Origin of the sequence: Brucella haematophila (assembly GCF_005938105.1) — a bacterium.
GTDB lineage: Bacteria > Pseudomonadota > Alphaproteobacteria > Rhizobiales > Rhizobiaceae > Brucella > Brucella haematophila.
On sequence record NZ_VCPE01000008.1, the window covers coordinates 94,494 to 114,168 of the forward strand.

Here is a 19,675-nt window from a genome sequence, read left to right on the forward strand (position 1 = left end):
ATCCATAACATGATGTTAATTGGCAGCGGATCAGCATTTGCGGCTGAATGAACTGACAGCGTTCATTTCCTTGCGCAACACATCGATGAAATGTTCCGCATAGACGGAAAGCGGCAGATCGTTGCGGTAGGCGATGTAAGTATGAAAAGCGCTCTCGGCGTCAATTGGAATGCTCTTGAGACCCCTCACCACGCCGTGCGCAACCGTAAACTCATCAATAATCGCTATACCCAATCCGGCTGCGACCAGACTGCACACTGTAGTACCAAAACGCGCTTTGATGTTCATGCGATAGTCGAGACCCGCATTGGTAAACATCGCCGCCATGATCGCACCGTACGGGTCTTTCGGGTTGATGCCGATCAGCGGATGTTCCGACATTTCCCGAGGCGTAATCTTTTCGCGTGATGCCAGCGGGCTTGTCTCAGGCACGATGCAGAGCAACCGCCCCTTTGCCAGCGGTTCAAACTCGATCAGCGGATGATCGAAACGCGATGAGATTGCAACGATCTCGCCACGTCCGAGCAGAAGATAGTCAACCGCTTCTTCAATCTTGAGAATATTGAGGTCGAGGTGAACATCGCTATAACGCTCACGCACCTTTGCGACCGCACGCGGAACCATCACATTGGCGATGCTCGGCACGGAGGCAACGCAAAGTTCCTGCGCCTTGCCCTTGCTCAAATCCGCGACAGCCGATTGCAGATCATCGATTTTCCGATGCACCGTATCCAGAAGATCGAAGATATTGCGGGCTTGTGATGTTGGAACATAACGCCCGCCGCGACGGTCGAAAAGCCGGATGCCGAGCGAATCTTCCGAATATTTCATGAGCCTGCTGATCCCCGGAGCAGAGACATTCAACAGCTTGGCCGCACCGGCAATCGTCCCGGTCACCATGATTGCCCGGATAACTTCGATTTGTCGCAATGTCAGCATCTGTTTCCCGCCTGTTTCGCTCCTCACACAGGCATATTCATCAAATGCATGTCAAATGGCTACTCACTCGCCGCCGGAAAAACCCTGCCTTCGAACAGTTTGCGCGCTGTCCGGATCGTGCCTGCGCCTTTGACTGTTCCGTCTTCTGCCAGATCGAGAAAAACTTCCATCGCGCCGCTTGGATGTTCAATCGCATAACGACCATCGTTCGGTGCGTTCACCAGCTTTGCTGCGGGGCTGGCCGGCAAGCGTGTTGCTGTCGCGACCGTCACCGCCGCCAGAACACCGACGGAAGCATGAACACGGTGCGGAATGAAGCTGCGCGTCGATATCGCGCCACCGGCAGTGGGCGCAGAAACGAGTGTCATTTTCGGCACGGACGCTTCACTCACGTCGCCAAGCTTCATCAATGGACCGGCCTTTAGCCGGATCACTTCAAGCTTTGCTTTAAGATCGTTATTCGCTTCCAGTTCTTCTCGGGTCTCCATGCCTGTCATGCCGAAATCGGCGGCACGCATGATGACGCAAGGCATTCCATTGTCGATAAGGGTTGCTTCGACACCGTCTATGACGTCCATTTCGTTGCCGGTCGGCAGCAGCGTTCCGCACATGGAGCCAGCGACATTCATGAAAAGAAGCGGTACGGCGGCGTGCGTACCCGGTACGCCCGCGATAGCGGTATCTCCAACATAATTGACGCGGCGATTGGGCGTAGAAATCTGGGCAAGCGCAATCTCACCGGAATTGACCATGTGAATGCGCACGGGCGTCAAATCGTCCTTTGCAGCCACCAGTCCCATTTCAATGGCCGCAGGGCCAACACCTGCGAGAATATTCCCACAGCCCTGCGCGTCGCTGACAAGCGGCTGATCCACAAAGACCTGCAAAAAGAGATAATCCACATCCGCGTCGTCGCGGCTTGAAGGCGACAGGATGGCCACCTTCGAGGTCAGCGGGTCGGCACCGCCAATACCGTCAATCTGGCGAACATCCGGCGAGCCCATGACGCTCAGCAGCACTGCATCACGCTGTTGCTTATCAGACGGCAGGTCGGCCGCCAGAAAATAAGCGCCCTTGGATGTCCCTCCCCGCATCCAGAGGCAGGGAATGCCGTCCTCATCCATATCTGAGTCCCTTTTCCGCCAGTCGTTCGCGCATCTTGTAGATGTCGAGGCCCAGTTCACCCGCCGCCAGCCTTGCGCGTTTGGCTTCTTCATTTGCAAGGCGCGTTTGTGCAGCACTCAACACGTCTTCGGCCTCACTGCGCTTCACGACACAGACACCGTCATCGTCGGCTACGATAATATCACCCGCCTCGATATAGGCTCCGGCACAGACAACAGGAACATTGATCGATCCCAGCGTTTCCTTCACCGTTCCCTGCGCAAAGACAGCCTTTGACCAAACTGGAAAGCCCATAGACGTCAAATCGCGCACATCGCGCACACCCGCATCGATGATCAACCCGCGGCAACCCCGCGCCTGTGCCGAAGTGGCAAGCAGATCACCGAAATATCCGTCTTCGCAGGGGCTTGTTGGTGCCAGAACCAGAATATCGCCTTGCTGCAACTGTTCGATTGCCACATGGATCATCCAGTTGTCGCCCGGAGCCGCCGAAATCGTTACAGCCGATCCGGCAACCTGCGCGCCGGAATAGATCGGGCGCATGTAGCTTGCCAGCAGACCTTTGCGTCCCTGCGCTTCGTGGACGGTTGCCACACCTGCCGCCGCCAGCCCATCAATGACTTCCGGTTTGGCGCGCGCAATATTCTGAACGACAACTGGCATTTCAACGCTCCTTGTTACTTCCTGCGACCGGGGGCGTTCCATGGGTGTGGAACGTCTCGATGGTCTTCAGACCCCAGGCCTGTCCCTTTTTGCGCTCCGACTCCGTCCAGACGATCGGCTCCCAGTCCGGCGCGAGGATCAGACGTGCACCCGAATTGGCCAATTCCACGCGATTGCCCGCCGGTTCCCAGACATAGAGAAAGAACGTGCCCTGCACGGCGTGTTTGTGCGGCCCGGTTTCGATATGGACACCATTTTGAAGGAAGATGTCGGCTGCACGCAGGATGTCTTCACGCTGATCCGTGGCATAGGTCAGATGATGCAAACGCGCATGACCGCCGCCATGTTCTTCTGTGCAGGCGAGATCGTAGGTCTTGTTGTTGATGGTGAACCACGCACCACCGATACGGCCATTATCGAGCTGGATCATCTCTGTGACACGCGACCCAAGACAGGTTTCCATGAACTGGCGGAACTCCGTCACATCGCTGCAAAGAAGATTGAGGTGATCGATCCGTCGCGGTGCTGCGCCGGTGTAGGAGCTTGCGGTGTTCTTGAGCACCGGCGCATCCGCGCCTTGTCCGGTATAGCGTACAGTATCCCAATAGATCTCGAAGACATGGCCGAACGGATCTTCAAACCGGAACGCTCGGCCATGCCCTCGATCACCCCCCACCCAACCGATGATCTTGTATCGGCTTTCGCTGATCGCTTTCACACGGCGCTCCAGTGCTTCTGGCGACGCTACGCGATAAGCGATATGTCCAACGCCCGTGGTGTGATGCCGGGTGAGTTTGAGCGAATGGAATTCATAATCGTCCCAGGCCCGCAAATAGGCGGACTGCTCATCCATGCCGGACAGTTTCAGCCCGTAGATGCGCGTGAAAAAGTCGAGGCTTTCCTCAAACTTGTCGGAATAAACCTCGACATGCGCGAGGTGGGCAATATCAAAACTCCGCTCCATGGCGTCCTCCCTGTCATACGCCATGCTGTTTAAAGCTCATCCACGGTACGTGGAAATACAGATTGGAAGCCTTCGGCATATTTTGCCTTACGACCGCCGGACTGCCCGCCCGAATTGCGCATGAAATGGTTTGCGCGATTTTCGGCAACGTTCTTGTAATAGGCCCACAAATGTTCCTGCCCTTCCATGCACTGGATGGCGGCCCATTTCTTGTCCCACACCGGCGTGATGTCTAAAAACGTATCCGGCTTCCAGCCCATCTGTTCGGTCTGATGCGGCTCGAACAGATAAAGCTGCGGCGCACCGAGCACTTTCTCGCCTGGCTTGTGCCCCCAGGCCTGCGCGATCATGCGCGTTTCAAGCGCAATCTCGGTGGCATACATATGGTCGGTATTGTAGGGATCATATTGCGAATGGCTGAGCATGAAAGCTGGCTGCACATTGCGGATGACATCCACAAGCTTGAACTTGTCTTCATCGTTCAAACGCAGCGGATAGTCGCCAAGATCGAACGAAACGAGGTCATGCACACCAAGAGCCTTTGCCGCCTTTTCCGATTCCGCACGGCGCGCCGCCTTGACGCGCTCCAGCGTCATACCTGCATCTTTCCAGAGCTTGGCTGACTCTCCACGCTCACCAAAGGAAAGGCAGACGACTGTTACGTTATATCCAAGCTCGGCGTGCCGCGCGATCGCTCCACCGCAGCGCCAGACAAAATCGGCTGCATGCGCACTGATAACGAGCGCCGTCTTTTTCTCGGTCATGAAACTCTCCTCTAATCTGAGGAAACTTCACAACAGACCGCGCCACATTCCAATTTGGTTATGGGCGCAACATGATAAGTTTTTGCTATAGGGAAATCTGATATCTCGACGGACTTCATTTCAACTATAGCATTTTCTTATGTCGTCACGCCCATTTCTAAATGGGTTTGGCGCGTACTTTCCATAATCCTGACAGCCAATCAGGACGCATTGGAAGCGCTGCGAGTGCATGGTCGCCTCCGATCCGTCCGATAGAGAGGCGCGCCTTACGGCGCGATCCGACTGGGAGGAAGAATGCTTACCCTTTTGTTCGACGGGGTGGCTTACGGAATGCTGCTATTCGTATTGTCATGCGGATTGGCGGTTACGCTGGGATTGATGAACTTCATCAACCTCGCGCATGGCGCTTTCGCCATGGCCGGAGGCTATGTCACCGTCATTCTCACGAACCGTATTGGCGTGCCTTTTTTGGCGACGCTACCCATCGCGTTCATCGTGACGGCTATAGCCGGGGTCGTCCTGGAGAAGACTCTCTATATCCGTCTTTATGAAAAATCGCATCTCGATCAGGTGCTGTTTTCCATCGGTATTGTTTTCATCGCCGTGGCCGGGATCGACTATCTGATGGGATCGCAACAACAGATCCTCAACCTTCCCGAATTCCTGCGCGGACGCGTCGAAATTGCAGGCGTTGGCATCGGCATTTATCGTGCATTTCTTATCGTCGTTTGCGGCGCTCTTGCTATAGCGCTTCAACTGGCGCTGGCAAGGACCCGTTTCGGCAGCCAATTGCGCGCCTCGGTCGATGATCGCCGTGTCGCGCGCGGACTTGGCATTCGCGTCAACACTGTCTTCGCCGTAACCTTTGCTGTCGGCTCTGGACTGGCTGGTCTGGGCGGAGCGCTTGGTGCAGAGATCCTTGGCCTTGATCCAACCTTTCCATTGAAATTCATGGTCTATTTCCTGATCGTCGTTTCCATCGGCGGCACATCCAGCATGACTGGACCGCTTGTGGCGTCGATCCTGCTCGGCATTGCCGATGTCATGGGCAAATATTACGTCCCGGCACTCGGCGGTTTCATCATCTATATCGTTCTGGTCGCGGTGCTTGTCTTCCGTCCGCAGGGCCTGTTTGCGAGGGCAAGCTGATGGATAACGCCCAGACACAGACACTTTCCGCCGCGGATGTCGCGCAAAGTCTCAGACGGCGAACGCGCTGGGGTGTGCTGGAAGCCATTTTCTGGGTTGCAGCCGTTGCCGCCTGGTTCCTCTTTCCTGACCAGCATCTCATTTTGATCGAAGTCGTCGGCTTTGCCATTCTGGCGCTCTCTATCGACCTCATCCTCGGCTATGGCGGCGTGGTAACGCTCGGACAGGCCGCGATGTATGGCGTCGGCGCTTATGCCAGCGGCCTGTTTTCGATCTATGTTTCCGGCGAGCCACTGACGGGTCTCGCAGTTGGTGCTGTCTCCGGTGCACTTCTGGCCTTCGCCACAAGTTTTCTCCTGTTGCGCGGTGGCGACCTGACCCGCCTCATGGTGACACTCGGCGTTGCCGCAGTCTGCCATGAAATTGCCAATCAGGCGAGCTGGCTGACAGGCGGTGCAGATGGGCTTCAGGGCATTGCCATCGAGCCGATCTTCGGCATCTTCGAGTTCGACCTGTTTGGCCATACGGGCTACGCCTACAGTCTGGCCGTATTGTTCGTGCTGTTCGTGCTTGCCCGCCTCATCGTCTTCTCGCCTTTCGGCTATTCGCTACAAGCGATCCGTGAAAATCCGCTGCGCGCTTCGGCGGTGGGCGTTCCTGTACGCCCCCGACTGGTGACGATCTACACCATTGCCGGTGCCTATGCGGGCATAGCGGGCGCGCTTTTCACTCAGACACAGCAGTTCATTTCGCTCGATGTATTATCGTTCCAGAAATCGGCAGACGGCCTGATGGTACTCGTCATCGGCGGCTCCGGCTATCTCTATGGCGGCCTGATTGGCGCACTCGTCTACGAACTGATCCAGGATGCCCTGTCATCCGTGACACCGCAATATTGGCAGTTCTGGCTCGGTGTCCTTCTCGTGTCTTTCGTTCTGTTCGGGCGCGACCGTCCTCGCCAGTTCATCCGCGCACTTTCTGCACGGCTGTCGCGGCGCACCCAGAAATCCCGCGAGGCCACACAATGACCGTCGCCGCACTGGAAACCATTCATCTCAGCAAGTTCTTTGGCGGACTGAAAGCCACCAATGATGTGACTTTCCGCCTGGAACGCGGCGCACGCCATGCCCTGATCGGACCAAACGGCGCCGGAAAGACCACGCTGATCAATCTGCTGACCGGCGTGATTACCCCGTCACATGGCGAAATCCGTCTCAATGGCGCCGATATCTCGACCGTTTCCCGCGAGAAACGTGTGAAACGCGGACTTGTTCGCACATTCCAGATCAACCAGCTCTTCGCCGAACTCAGTGTCGTTGAAAGTCTGGCGCTCGTCATCAATGAGCGTCGCGGATATGGCAGGCAATGGTATCGCCGCACCGGCTCCTTGCCCGGGATCGATGATGAAATAGCACGGCTGGTCGAGGATTTCGGGCTGGAAAGCGTCATGGATTCCACCTGCTCGTCCCTGCCCTATGGCAAGCAACGCCTGCTGGAAATAGCGCTTGCCATCGCTTGCGAACCGAAAGTTCTGCTGCTGGATGAACCCGCGGCAGGTGTGCCGCAGGCCGACCGGCAGGAAGTGCTTAAGCGTCTGGCGAAACTTCCAGCCGATGTTTCCGTTCTGCTGATCGAACACGATATGGACCTCGTCTTCAGCTTTGCCGACCGCATTTCAGTTCTGGTTTCCGGAGCCTTGTTTGCGGAAGGAAATGTTGAAGAGATCGCCTCTGATCCACGCGTCAAGGAAGTCTATCTTGGAGGTGGGCAGCATGGCTGATCTTCTGCAACTGGAAGGACTTTGCGCCGGTTATGGCAAGGCAACCGTGCTGCATGGCGTGAACTTCAACTTGCGTGCTGGCGAAGCGCTGGCGCTACTCGGACGCAACGGTGTCGGCAAGACGACAACGCTCAACACCATTGTCGGGCTGACCCGCTTTCACAGTGGGCGCATTTTGCTGGATGGCGAAGACATTGCGCGCATGGCACCGGAACGGCGCGTTGTGGCGGGGATCGGTTGGGTTCCGCAGGAGCGCGGCATTTTCCGCTCACTAACAGTCGAGGAAAACATCACGGCCATTGCGCGGCCCGGTCGCTGGACACTCGACGCCGTCTATACGCTTTTTCCGCGATTGCAGGAACGGCGCGCCAATATGGGTAACCAGCTGTCAGGCGGCGAACAGCAAATGCTGTCTATCGCGCGTGCGCTGGTCATCAATCCAAAGGTGCTTCTGCTTGATGAGCCAACCGAAGGTCTCGCGCCGATCATCGTGGAAGAACTGCTGGCCGCCATCCGCCGGATCGTTCGCGAGGAAGGCCTTTCAGCCATCATCGTGGAACAGCACGCACAACAAATACTCAACATTACAGACGAAGCCATCGTTCTCGACCGCGGGACTGTGGCCTATGCGGGCCGAAGCGACGATCTGGCCCGTGACGAAAAAACACTGGGGCAGCTTTTGGGTGTCGGTCTTTCGTAGAACCAGCCGACAGCTTGAGCATATCGCCGGAGCTACAGAACGTCCGGTCAAATTTGGAGGAGGAAAACAATGGGATTGAAGAAACTTGCACTTGGAGCACTGGTGGCGGCGGCAATCGGTCTGCCTGCACTGGCACAGGCTGAGGACACCGTCAAAGTTGGCGTCGTTATACCGCTGACTGGCGGCTTTCAGTCGAACGGACGGCAGATCAATGCCGCGCTCAAGACCTATCTCGCCACGCACGGCGACACGGCTGGCGGCAAGAAGGTGGAGTTCATCATCAAGGATGATGCCAGCACCCCAGACAATGCCTTGCGGCTGTCGCAGGAACTCGTGACCAAAGACAAGGTTTCCATTCTGACTGGCTTCGGCAACACACCAACGGCCTTGTCTGTGGCGCAGCTTTCAAAGCGTGCCAAGGTGCCGCAGATCATCATGGTGGCGGCCACTTCTTCAATCCCCGGTGCATCGCCTTACATTCTCCGGACGTCCTGGACCATTCCGCAGATGGCAGCGGTTATCGGCAAATGGGCACCGGAAAACGGTACCAAGAAATTCGTCAGCATCGTGTCGGACTATGGCCCGGGCGCGGATGCCGAAAAATGGTTTGAAAAGACGTTGCAGGACAATGGCGGCACGCTGTTGTCCAAACTCAAAGTGCCACTCGCCAATCCGGACTTCGCCCCGTTTCTGCAACGCGCCGCAGACGAAAAGCCGGAAGCCATCTTCGTCTTCGTGCCAACCGGCGCGGGCGCGGCTTTCATGAAGCAGTTTGTCGAGCGCGGCCTCGACAAGTCTGGCATCAAGGTCATCGCCATGGCCGACGTCACCGATGATGACCTCATCAATGATATGGGTGATCCGGCTATCGGCGTTATCACCGGAGGGCCCTACTCCGCGAACCACGCATCGCCTGAAAACAAAGCCTTCGTGGAAGCGTTCAAGAAGGAAAATGGCGGCATGCGCCCCAACATGGTGGCAGTGTCCGCCTGGGACGCACTGGAGCTGATTTACAAGACGCTGGAAAAGACTGGCGGTGATGCAACCGGCGATACATTTGTCGACGCTGCCAAGGGCATGCAGATCAACAGCCCACGCGGGCCGATTTCCATCGATCCGGCGACGCGGGACATCGTCCAGAACATCTACATGCGTAAGGTCGAGAAAGTCGACGGAGAACTCTATAACACCGAGTTTCAGACCTACGAGCAGGTCAAGGACCCTGCAAAGTAAAGAGTATCGGGAGCGGCGATATCCGCCGCTCCCGTTTATAATTCGAAAGCGGTTATGTGAGGTTTGACGCATGGATCAGTCCCGGCCAAGTACACCGCATCGCCGCGTCTCTCGTGGACAGAGCGTTAAACTCAGCCTAGAGTTTGCTACCCTTGGCAAGCTTGAAAAAATGAACGCTGAAACACCGCTCTTCCCACACATATCGCCGTCTTCGCAATCGGATACGCGTCATAATTTCCGGCATCTGCGTGTGTTTCTGGCCGTTGTCGATAGCAACTCAGTCACCAGAGCGGCTGAAACCTGCCATGTTTCACAACCCGCCGTGACGCAGGCGCTAGCGAAAATCGAGCGCAAGCTTGGCATGTCGCTGTTTTCCCGCACCAGCACCGGCCTCTTTGCGAACCGGCATGGCGAAGCCTTTGCGACACGCGTGCGGCGCACTTTCGAACTGATCGACCCGATCCTGTCCAGCATCAATCCGCGTCTGTGTATCACCGTCACCACGGCTCAGCTGGAAGCGCTGATCGCTGTCCATGAGACTCAGAATTTCACGCTCGCCGCGAGACGTTTGCATCTGGCCCAGCCCACCGTCCACCGCGCAATCACGCAACTGGAAGATGCCTCAGGACGCAAGCTCTTCGAGCGCACCGCCTATGGCATCATCGCCACCCGCATAACCGTCCAACTGGCACAAGCCGCGCGATTGGCTTTTGCCGAGCTTGAACAAGCGGAAGCCGATGTCGCAGATACAGTTTCCGAAGAAACAGGGCGAGTAGTCATCGGCGGCATGCCGCTGTCGCGGTCCTATATTTTGCCAAAGGCAATCGCCAAGTTTCGCGTTCTGCGTCCCAAGACCCTGATAAAGATTGTGGAAGGACCCTATGTCGATCTTCTTTCCGCTCTGCGGCGAGGTGAGATCGATTTTCTTATTGGAGCGCTCCGATTTCCCACACCTATAGACGATGTGGAACAACAGGTTCTCTTCACCGATACGCTGGCGCTGATTGCCGGAAGCGAACACCCCTTGATGCGCCAAAGCACCATTACCGTTCAGGATCTGGCGCGCTATCCCTGGGTCGTCGGCAATCGCGAAACGCCCATCCGCCAGCACTTCGACCGGCTGTTTGAAAATGCCGATTGTGCACCGGATAGCCTCATCGAATCCAGCTCGCTGGTGCTGATGCGCGAACTGCTGCTCAGCACCGAGCATCTTGGCTGCATATCCTATCTTCAGGCACAGGCGGAACTCGCTCGCGGATTTCTCAAACAGCTGCCGCTCGACCTTAGCCATACCGAGCGCCCCATTGGCTTGACCACGCGCAAGAACTGGATGCCAACGGCAGCGCAGCAACAATTCATCGATCTGGTGGCGGCACACCAGTCTTGAGAGGAACTATGAAAATAGCATTTATTGGATTTGGCGAAGCTGCACGTTCATTTACGGACAGTTTGCAGAAGCTCGGCACCGCCAAAATAATAGCCGCCTACGACCTGAAAGCGGACGGCTCAATTGCCGCCGCAGCCAATGCGCGCGGCGTTTCATTAAAGCCCACCGCAGGCGCAGCAATTGCGGGCGCCGACTGGATTTTCAGCGCTGTTACCGCCGACCAGAGCTTCGCCGCAGCCAATGCGGTCAAGGATGCACTTTGCAGTGGTCAGCTGTTTATCGACATCAATTCCGTCTCACCTGACCGGAAAAAGGAAACCGCCGCCATAGTGGGAAAAAGCGGCGCCACTTATCTCGACATGGCGGTTATGGCTCCCGTTGACCCAAGAGGTCATCAAACGCCTGTGCTGCTCGCCGGTTCGACAGCGGATAAGGTGAGCAAGGAAATGCGCACCCTGGGCTTCAACTTCGAAGTCGTCGGGGCGGAGCCAGGTGCGGCGACCGCCATCAAGATGGTTCGTTCACTCTTCGTCAAAGGGCTGGAAGCACTAACCGTCGAAACAATGCTGGCTGCTTCGGCTTCGGGTTGCTTTGACTACGTCCTTTCTTCGCTTTCAGCGAGCTACCCTGGCCTCGGATGGCCGCAGAACGTCAGCTACATGTTTGAACGAACACTGCGTCACGGTGCACGCCGGTCAGCCGAAATGCGTGAAAGCGCCGCCACACTTGACGCGTTGGGCCTGACAGGCGCTCTTGCTGACAAGATCGCCGACGTTCAAGCAGCCATGGGCGCCGTTTCCGCTCTGGAATTGCCGCAAGGTTCATTGCCTGAATCTGTGGCCGAAATCCTGTCACAGCGGCTTTCAGCTGACTGATCATAGAAGGCGGTCGTCGCGACCGCAGCTATGGCATGTTTTTCATCATTTCCGGGCTCATCGGCATCATGTTTTGGTTAAGATGGTGCATGACCCATAGCGATCCAGCCAATGCGATACCGACAATGATGAGTGTGAAGATCAGCGCCATCAGCGTCCAGCCGCCTTCAGAGCGTGGGCTCATATGCAGGAAATAAACCATGTGAACCACGATCTGGACAGCCCCTATCCCCATGACAAGCATAGCGGTCAGCTGCTTGCTGGCGAAGACATCCCCCATGACCAGCCAAAATGGGATGGCTGTCAGAATAACCGACAGGACAAAGCCAGTCATATATCCGCCAAAGGTCGCGTGGATTTCATCCGCGCCTGATCCATGGTGATCGTGATGCCCCGACTGGGCTCCGTGGTGCTCGCCTTGTACACTCATCCCAGAACTCCCAACAAATATACGAAGGAGAACACCCCAATCCATATCACGTCGAGGAAATGCCAGAACATTGAGAGACACATCAGACGTCTGCGGTTCTCAACAATCAGGCCGTGACGCATGACCTGCAACATCAACGTAATCAGCCAGATGATGCCGAACGTGACGTGCAACCCATGGGTGCCGACGAGCGTGAAGAACGAGGATAGAAATGCCGAGCGACCGGGCCCGGCCCCTTCGCGGATAAGATGGCTGAACTCGTAGATTTCGATTGCAAGAAACAGCGCGCCAAAAATGCCGGTGATACCCAACCAGAACAATGTTGCGGTCTTGTCATCGCGTTGCATCTGCAACATGGCAAAGCCATATGTAATCGACGACAGCAAAAGCATCGCCGTATTGATCGCGACAAGGTTGAGATCAAACAGATCTGCCGGTGATGGTCCGGCTGCATAATTGCGACCAAGCACACCATAGGTAGCAAACAGAACAGCAAATATCAGGCAGTCGCTCATCAGATAGAGCCAGAAGCCCAGCATGGTGCTGTTTTCCGGATGATGGTCTTCCGTCAGATAGAACTGCGGCTTCTCGGTTTGATCCAGATGTGTCTCTGTCATAGTTCAGCCTATCCAGCGAGAAGTTTCGAACGGGCATCTTCAGTCGCCGCCACGGTTTCAGCGGGAATGTAGAAATCGCGTTTATAATTGAATGTATGGCCGATGGCGGTGATCAGCAAAGCGACAAAGGACGCGATTGCGAGCCACCAGATGTGCCAGATGAGGGCGAAGGCGAGAACAACGCTCAACCCTGCAAGTATGACCCCAGCACCCGTATTTCGCGGCATGTGGATGGGACGATAACCGGTGAGCGGCCGCTCGTAACCACGGTTCTTCATGTCATACCAACTGTCATGGTCATGCACGACGGGCGTGAAAGCGAAGTTGTATTCCGGCGGTGGCGAAGAGGTTGACCACTCAAGCGTTCGTCCGCCCCATGGATCACCGGTGAAGTCACGCAATTGTTCTCGTTTCAGAAAACTGACCACAAGCTGGATGACGAAGGACGCAATGCCAAGCGCAATGAGAAACGCACCAAAGGCAGCAATGACGAACCATATCTGCAATGATGAATCTTCAAACTGACTGACACGACGCGTAACGCCTTTGAGGCCCAGAACATAAAGCGGCATGAAGGCAAAGAAGAAGCCGATCTGCCAAAACCAGAAGCTCATCTTGCCCCAGAACGGATCGAGCTTGTAGCCGAAAGCTTTCGGCCACCAGTAGACCAGTCCCGCCATCAGACCGAAAACAACGCCACCGATAATGACATTATGAAAATGCGCGATGAGAAAGAGCGAATTGTGCAACACGAAATCCGCTGGCGGTATGGCCAGCATCACACCAGTCATGCCGCCAATCACGAAGGTCACCATGAACCCTATCGTCCAAAGCATAGGCACTTCATAGCGTATCCGTCCACGATACATCGTGAAGAGCCAGTTGAACATCTTCGCACCCGTTGGGATGGAGATGATCATCGTCGTGATCCCGAAGAACGCATTGACGGATGCGCCGGAACCCATGGTGAAGAAGTGATGGAGCCACACAATGTAGGACAGGATCATGATGACACAGGTCGCATAGACCATTGAAGCATAGCCGAACAGGCGTTTGCCGCAGAATGTCGCCACCACTTCCGAGAAAATACCAAAGGCAGGCAGAACAAGAATGTAAACTTCCGGGTGCCCCCAAATCCAGATGAGGTTGATATACATCATCGGATTACCACCAAGATCATTGGTGAAGAAGTTCGTCCCCACGTAACGGTCCAGCGATAGCAGAGCGAGCGTTGCAGTGAGGATCGGGAATGTCGCGACGATAAGCACATTGGTGCACAGGGACGTCCAGGTAAACACAGGCATCTTCATAAAAGACATGCCCGGCGCACGCATCTTGACGATTGTCGCAATCAGATTGATGCCAGATAGCGTCGTGCCGACGCCTGCCACCTGCAAGCCCCATATATAATAATCAACCCCGACATCAGGACTGTAGTCAATACCGGACAGAGGTGGGTAAGCCAGCCAGCCAGTACGCGCAAATTCTCCCACAAAAAGCGACATCATGATGATGACGGCACCGCCGGTTGTCATCCAGAACGAGAAATTATTGAGAAACGGAAACGACACGTCGCGCGCGCCGATCTGAAGCGGCACCACATAGTTCATCAGACCCGTGACGAAGGGCATGGCCATGAAGAAAATCATGATCACGCCATGGGCGGTGAAGATCTGATCATAGTGGTGGGGAGGCAGATAGCCTTCATATCCGTTGAAGGCGAGCGCCTGCTGAATACGCATCATGATAGCATCCGCAAAGCCACGCAAAAGCATGATCAGCGCGAGAACAACATACATGATGCCGATCTTCTTGTGATCCACACTGGTGAACCACTCGTTCCACAGATAGCCCCAAAGCTTGAAATAGGTGATCAGCCCCACGACGGCGATCCCTCCGATTGCGACCACTATGAAGGTCAGCAGGAGGATCGGTTCGTGATAAGGTATCGCCTCAAGAGTGAGACGTCCAAAAATCATACTCGTAGGACTGTTACCGCCAATCATGATAGAACATTCCCGAAGTTATATTCACGCGATCATCGCGTTTTCAATGTTTGGGCCTGTGTACTCGTCTGAACTCTAACTTTAATTCGTCCTAACCTGTGTCACGCAATCGACCTGAATTAGCCTCAAGGCATGTTGTGCATATTATGCATGTCATGGCCCTGTTCCTGATTGGTGCTTGGAGTAGTTTGAACATCAGTTGCTGCGGGTTGAGCCGCATCATTGCTATAGCGATTGTCGTGTTGAAGCTTGGCCTTATTTTCCCGGCTGTCGACGCCTGCGCCACCCATCCGGTCAATATGCATCATATCACTCATGCACATCTGGCCCGGACGTACACACATATTAAGTATGGCTTGAAAAAGCCCGTCTTCGACCGCTCCGAAATACCGAACAGGTTCCTTGATACTTGGCTTTTCAAGCTTGAGATATGTATCCCGGTTCAGCGCGGTTCCGTTTTGCTTCACCTGATTTATCCAGTTGTCGAAGCCGGAATTGTCAACTCCGTGAAACTGGAACCGCATATGCGAAAACCCTTCACCGCTATAGTTCGATGAGAAGCCTTCATATTCACCTGCTTTGTTGATGACGGCATGAAGCCGCGTCTGCATTCCGGGCATCGCATAGATCATGCCCGCAAGTGCCGGAATATAAAAGGAATTCATAACAGATGAAGCGGTGATCTTGAAATCAATCGGTCTGTCGACGGGGGCGGCCATCTCGTTGACGGTGGCGATACCATAGTCCGGGTAGAAGAACAGCCACTTCCAGTCGAGCGCCACCACCTCGACGATCAGTGGCTTTGTTCCAGCCTCAACTGGCCTTGCACTGTCAATTCTGTCGAGAGGCCTATAGGGGTCGAGTTTGTGCGTGTTGACCCAGGTGATCGCGCCCAATGCAATGATGATCAGCAAGGGTGCTGTCCAGATAACCACTTCCAACGCTGTCGAATGATGCCATTCTGGATCGTATTTGGCAGCACTATTGGACTGCCTGTATCGCCAGGCAAAGAACAGCGTGAGGAAAATGACAGGCACAATAATGATCAGCATCAGAATCGTCGATATGACGATGAGATCCCTTTGCTGAGCGGCAATATCCCCTGATGGCGACATCACGACCATATTGCACCCGGCCAGCCCCAGAAGTAGCGAGGCTAGTATCGTATTTCGTATGAAACTAAAGAATGCGTCCATGTTAAACCCGACCTACATTCTGTTCCTTTAATCATGATAAGGCACAAATGCATTTCGGGAAGACCCATTTTTCAGTTTATCAAAATTTCACGGCAAAGCAGCTTTTAGGCAACTATACCCGCTTTTTTTTTGCCCTGTTCCTTGATATCGTGCGTTGGTGCGACATCATAAAGCACATGATACGTTTCCCTCGGAGAGTTTCATGAGTTCGTCCGCCACGCCGACATCATCAGGTCTTGAACAAGACGCGCGACGCATCCACAGTGACGGAAAGCCCTTATCGCCGGGTAACGTCGCCATCGGTGTCGTCATCGGTCGAACATCCGAATTTTTTGATTTTTTCGTCTATGGGCTCGGGTCCATCCTTGTTTTCCCAAAGCTGATTTTTCCATTTGCACCCGATCCGGTGACGGCGACATTAATGTCGTTTGCAGTTTTCTCGCTCGCATTCATTGCGCGCCCCGTGGGTTCTTTCATCTTCATGTGGATTGATCGCGAGTACGGGCGAGGTACGAAACTGACGCTTGCCCTCGTCATCCTCGGAGGATCAACGGCGTCTATCGCATTCCTGCCTGGCTTTGAGACGATCGGATATTGGGCAGTGTTTCTGCTTGCCCTGTTCAGACTGGGACAAGGTTTCGCGCTCGGTGGCGCCTGGGATGGTCTGGCTTCACTGCTCAGTTTGAGTGCGCCCCAGAACAAAAGGGGCTGGTATGCAATGATCCCGCAATTGGGAGCGCCCATTGGCTTTGCGCTCGCCAGTGTTCTTTTTGCCTATTTCGTGCATAATCTCAGCGAAGCGGACTTCCTCGCCTGGGGCTGGCGCTATCCATTCTTTGTCGCCTTCGCGATCAATGTCGTTGCGCTATTTGCCCGTCTTCGCATCGTTGCAAGCAGTGAATTCGGCGCGGCTATGGAAGCGCAGGAATTGCAGCCGCGGCCGGTATTTGAGATGTTGAGCAAACATAGCACCGACGTCTTGCTCGGCGCATTCGTGCCGCTGGCGAGCTTTGCCATGTTCCATCTTGTGACGATCTTTCCACTGAGCTGGGTTGTCCTTTCAGGCACACAGCCTGCCGAACGCTTCCTCTGGGTGCAGGTGGCTGGCGCTGCGATTGGTGTCGTCGGCATTATCCTGTCAGGATTTGTCGCGGACCGAATTGGACGACGGAGCGAATTGATGGTTGGCGCCATCATCATCGCCATATTCAGCTTCTCCGCCCCCTTCCTGCTTGATGCAGGAAGTGCCGGACAAGATGCCTATATCCTTATTGGCTTTGGCGTGTTGGGGCTGACATTCGGTCAGTCTTCCGGCGCTGTCTCATCTCGTTTCACGCAGTATTATCGCTATACCGGTGCGGCATTGACGTCCGATCTTGCCTGGCTGGTCGGCGCAGCTTTTGCCCCGCTGGTCGCACTTGGTCTGGCAACCAGCCTTGGCATTATTTTCATTGGCGGATATCTGATATCCGGTGCAATCTGCACACTGGCTGCACTCAGCCTGTCACGCGTGCTGGACCAGAACTAAGTAAATATCGGCAAGCCAAGCTGGGTCGGCTTGCCGATTGTCGTGCATGCTTTATGCAAGCGGCTTATAGGCGATCACATCCATCTCTACCTTGGCGTCAATCATCAATGGTGACTGCACCGTGGAACGCGCTGGTGGATAGTCAATGAAGTGTTTTTGAAACACCGCGTTGAAGCTGGAAAAATCGCGCGCGTCATCAAGCCAGACATTCACTTTGACCACGTCAGCCAATGTGCACTCAGCGAGAGCCAGCACATCCTTGATGTTGGTGATAACCTGTTCAGTCTGGGCAACGATATTGCCCACCACCACTTCGCCATCAAGTGTCGGGACTTGCCCTGAGACATAAACGAAATCGCCCGCGCGAACCGCTTTTGCAAATGGGCGGCGCTGTCCGCCAGCCTGATTGTCAGCGGTTTCGTAACGGATCAGCTTTTCATTGCTCATGTCTAGGCTCCTTATTCAATTGGTATGTTGTATCACTCACACAGCAGTTAGCCGCTCGCCCCATTCGGAGAAATCCTGCACCAGATGCCCTGGCGACACTTCAATATAGTTGCGTTTGGGCGGTACATAATCGAGCGGTCGCAACGGACTCTTGATTTCATCGCCAAGCTGCGGGCGCACCAACCCGCGCGACGATGGATCAGGAATCGGCACTGCTGCAATAAGGCGGCGCGTATAGGGATGTTGAGGATTGCCAAAGATCGCTTCGCGCGGACCGATCTCGACAATCTCGCCGAGATACATCACCGCCACGCGATGACTGATCCGCTCCACAACGGCCATGTCATGGCTGATGAAGAGATAGGCAAGATCGTTCTCCTCCTGCAAATCGAGCAGGAGATTGGCCACCTGTGCCTTGACCGAAACATCGAGCGCCGAAACAGCCTCGTCAGCGACGATCAGCTTTGGCTTCAGCGCCAACGCACGCGCAATGGAAATTCTCTGTCTTTGCCCGCCTGAGAATTCATGCGGAAAACGCTCCGCGACGGAAGCGGAGAGACCTACCTGCTCCAGCAGTTCCGCGACCCGCTGATTGGCCTCACGCTTGCCCATCATCTTGTGGGCTAGAATAGGCTCTGCAATTGCCGCGCCTACGCGAATACGCGGATTGAGCGAAGCAAACGGGTCCTGAAAAATCATCTGCGCACTGCGCCGCATTTCGCGCAACTGCGATGCACCTAGTTTGGTCACATCCTGACCATCAATGACGATATTTCCCGATGTCGGCTGGAGCAGACGCATGATCGTCCGGCCGGTCGTCGATTTTCCGCAACCGGATTCTCCAACCAATGCAAGTGTTTCGCCGGGACGGAGATCGAACGATACGTCTTCAACGGCGTGAATGCGACCATTCGGGAGATCAAACCGTACGACAATGTTGGACGCCTGAAGAAGCGGCTTTCTGTTCTTGGGCACGGGTTTCGTCTGCACGCCGTCAGCGGCCTGTCCGGTTTGCGGATCAACCGAAGGAAACCGCTTTGGCGCTGCAGCATCTCCCATGGTCCCCAGACGCGGAATGGAGGCGAGTAGAGATTTTGTGTAAATTTCTTTCGGTGCAGCGAAGAGTTCTTCCGTGCCACCGGTCTCGACCATATCACCACGGAACATGACGACAGTACGGTCCGCCACCTCCGCGACCACCCCCATATCATGCGTAATGAAAAGAACGGCCATGTTCTCTTCCTGCTGCAGTTCACGAATGAGGTGAAGAATTTCGGCTTGAATCGTCACGTCCAGAGCAGTCGTCGGCTCGTCGGCGATCAGAAGTCTTGGGCGACAAGCGAGCGCCATTGCAATCATCACACGCTGGCGCATACCGCCGGAGAACTTATGCGGATATTCTTTCAGGCGGGTGCGAGCCGCAGGAATACGGACGCGCTCCATAAGACGAACGGCTTCGTCTTCGGCCTGCTTCCAGCTCAGTTTTTGATGAAGGACCAAGGCTTCAGCCAATTGATTGCCAATCGTGAAAACCGGATTGAGCGAAGTCATCGGCTCCTGAAAAATCATCCCGATGGAGCCGCCCCTTACCGAGCGCATTTCGGCTTCCGACACCTGCAGAAGATCACGACCATCGAGCAAAATCTTGCCTTCCGACTTCGATTTTGCAGGTGGTAAAAGCCGCATCGTGGAAAGCGCGGTGACGCTTTTGCCTGACCCGCTTTCCCCCACGATTGCAACCGTCTCGCCAGCGTTCACATGGAAATTGATGTTGCGGATAACGGGCCGCCAACCCTCCGCCGTTTTGAACGAGGTGGTCAGATTTTCAACCGACAGAACAGGACGAATATCGCCGTTATGCTCTTCAAACAT

Annotated in this window: 19 protein-coding genes; 8 read left to right on the plus strand and 11 right to left on the minus strand. The window is 55.1% G+C overall.

Annotated features, from left to right (window positions below):
- Positions 1-30: 30 nt before the first annotated feature.
- From FGI60_RS13380 to FGI60_RS13400, 5 genes are read right to left on the minus strand one after another with little or no spacing between them, the layout of a single operon-like run.
- Positions 31-939, minus strand: a complete 909-nt coding sequence (locus tag FGI60_RS13380; RefSeq protein WP_138785613.1) for a LysR family transcriptional regulator — start codon at positions 937-939, stop codon at positions 31-33.
- A 59-nt stretch (positions 940-998) separates the two neighbouring features.
- Complete coding sequence (locus tag FGI60_RS13385; RefSeq protein ID WP_138785614.1) at positions 999-2,063, minus strand: 4-oxalomesaconate tautomerase; 1,065 nt, start codon at positions 2,061-2,063, stop codon at positions 999-1,001.
- Positions 2,056-2,727: a 4-carboxy-4-hydroxy-2-oxoadipate aldolase/oxaloacetate decarboxylase gene (locus FGI60_RS13390; protein ID WP_138785615.1), complete on the minus strand. Its 672-nt coding sequence runs from the start codon at positions 2,725-2,727 to the stop codon at positions 2,056-2,058. Before FGI60_RS13390 ends, FGI60_RS13385 begins: the two co-directional genes overlap by 8 nt.
- Before the next feature lies 1 nt (position 2,728).
- The gene (locus FGI60_RS13395; protein WP_138785616.1) at positions 2,729-3,691 is read right to left on the minus strand and encodes a VOC family protein; all 963 of its coding nucleotides are present in this window, start codon (positions 3,689-3,691) and stop codon (positions 2,729-2,731) included.
- 29 nt (positions 3,692-3,720) lie between these two features.
- Positions 3,721-4,455: a PIG-L deacetylase family protein gene (locus FGI60_RS13400; RefSeq protein WP_138785617.1), complete on the minus strand. Its 735-nt coding sequence runs from the start codon at positions 4,453-4,455 to the stop codon at positions 3,721-3,723.
- Positions 4,456-4,749: 294 nt separating this feature from the next.
- Between FGI60_RS13400 and FGI60_RS13405 the strand changes: the two genes are divergently transcribed.
- The 7 genes from FGI60_RS13405 to FGI60_RS13435 all read left to right on the plus strand — a co-directional run bounded on the left by FGI60_RS13405 (position 4,750) and on the right by FGI60_RS13435 (position 11,579).
- Complete coding sequence (locus FGI60_RS13405) at positions 4,750-5,604, plus strand: branched-chain amino acid ABC transporter permease (RefSeq protein ID WP_138785618.1); 855 nt, start codon at positions 4,750-4,752, stop codon at positions 5,602-5,604.
- Positions 5,604-6,632: a branched-chain amino acid ABC transporter permease gene (locus tag FGI60_RS13410; RefSeq protein ID WP_138785619.1), complete on the plus strand. Its 1,029-nt coding sequence runs from the start codon at positions 5,604-5,606 to the stop codon at positions 6,630-6,632. The genes FGI60_RS13405 and FGI60_RS13410 overlap by 1 nt, the downstream gene beginning before the upstream one ends.
- Positions 6,629-7,384 carry an ABC transporter ATP-binding protein gene (locus FGI60_RS13415; protein ID WP_138785620.1) on the plus strand — a complete coding sequence of 252 codons (756 nt, stop codon included), beginning with the start codon at positions 6,629-6,631 and terminating at the stop codon, positions 7,382-7,384. The genes FGI60_RS13410 and FGI60_RS13415 overlap by 4 nt, the downstream gene beginning before the upstream one ends.
- Positions 7,377-8,084, plus strand: a complete 708-nt coding sequence (locus FGI60_RS13420; protein ID WP_138785621.1) for an ABC transporter ATP-binding protein — start codon at positions 7,377-7,379, stop codon at positions 8,082-8,084. Before FGI60_RS13415 ends, FGI60_RS13420 begins: the two co-directional genes overlap by 8 nt.
- A 69-nt stretch (positions 8,085-8,153) precedes the next feature.
- Positions 8,154-9,317, plus strand: a complete 1,164-nt coding sequence (locus FGI60_RS13425; RefSeq protein WP_138785622.1) for an ABC transporter substrate-binding protein — start codon at positions 8,154-8,156, stop codon at positions 9,315-9,317.
- Between the two features lie 169 nt (positions 9,318-9,486).
- Positions 9,487-10,704 (plus strand): LysR family transcriptional regulator, encoded by a 1,218-nt coding sequence (locus FGI60_RS13430; RefSeq protein ID WP_138785623.1) that lies wholly within the window; start codon positions 9,487-9,489, stop codon positions 10,702-10,704.
- A gap of 8 nt (positions 10,705-10,712) precedes the next feature.
- Positions 10,713-11,579: an NAD(P)-dependent oxidoreductase gene (locus tag FGI60_RS13435; protein WP_138785624.1), complete on the plus strand. Its 867-nt coding sequence runs from the start codon at positions 10,713-10,715 to the stop codon at positions 11,577-11,579.
- Positions 11,580-11,607: 28 nt separating this feature from the next.
- Here FGI60_RS13435 and cyoD read toward each other — a convergent pair whose 3' ends face one another.
- The 4 genes from cyoD to cyoA form a co-directional block, all read right to left on the minus strand.
- A complete protein-coding gene (gene cyoD / locus FGI60_RS13440) occupies positions 11,608-12,009 on the minus strand; it encodes a cytochrome o ubiquinol oxidase subunit IV (RefSeq protein WP_138785625.1) in 402 nt (133 codons plus the stop codon).
- Complete coding sequence (gene cyoC, locus FGI60_RS13445) at positions 12,006-12,626, minus strand: cytochrome o ubiquinol oxidase subunit III (protein ID WP_138785626.1); 621 nt, start codon at positions 12,624-12,626, stop codon at positions 12,006-12,008. The genes cyoD and cyoC overlap by 4 nt, the downstream gene beginning before the upstream one ends.
- Before the next feature lie 8 nt (positions 12,627-12,634).
- Positions 12,635-14,632: a cytochrome o ubiquinol oxidase subunit I gene (gene cyoB, locus FGI60_RS13450; RefSeq protein ID WP_138785627.1), complete on the minus strand. Its 1,998-nt coding sequence runs from the start codon at positions 14,630-14,632 to the stop codon at positions 12,635-12,637.
- A 125-nt stretch (positions 14,633-14,757) separates the two neighbouring features.
- A complete protein-coding gene (gene cyoA, locus FGI60_RS13455; RefSeq protein WP_138785628.1) occupies positions 14,758-15,828 on the minus strand; it encodes a ubiquinol oxidase subunit II in 1,071 nt (356 codons plus the stop codon).
- 202 nt (positions 15,829-16,030) lie between these two features.
- Between cyoA and FGI60_RS13460 the strand changes: the two genes are divergently transcribed.
- Complete coding sequence (locus FGI60_RS13460) at positions 16,031-17,356, plus strand: MFS transporter (RefSeq protein WP_138785629.1); 1,326 nt, start codon at positions 16,031-16,033, stop codon at positions 17,354-17,356.
- Positions 17,357-17,407: 51 nt separating this feature from the next.
- Here FGI60_RS13460 and FGI60_RS13465 read toward each other — a convergent pair whose 3' ends face one another.
- Complete coding sequence (locus tag FGI60_RS13465; protein ID WP_138785630.1) at positions 17,408-17,803, minus strand: RidA family protein; 396 nt, start codon at positions 17,801-17,803, stop codon at positions 17,408-17,410.
- Positions 17,804-17,839: 36 nt separating this feature from the next.
- Positions 17,840-19,675, minus strand: a complete 1,836-nt coding sequence (locus tag FGI60_RS13470) for an ABC transporter ATP-binding protein (protein WP_138785631.1) — start codon at positions 19,673-19,675, stop codon at positions 17,840-17,842.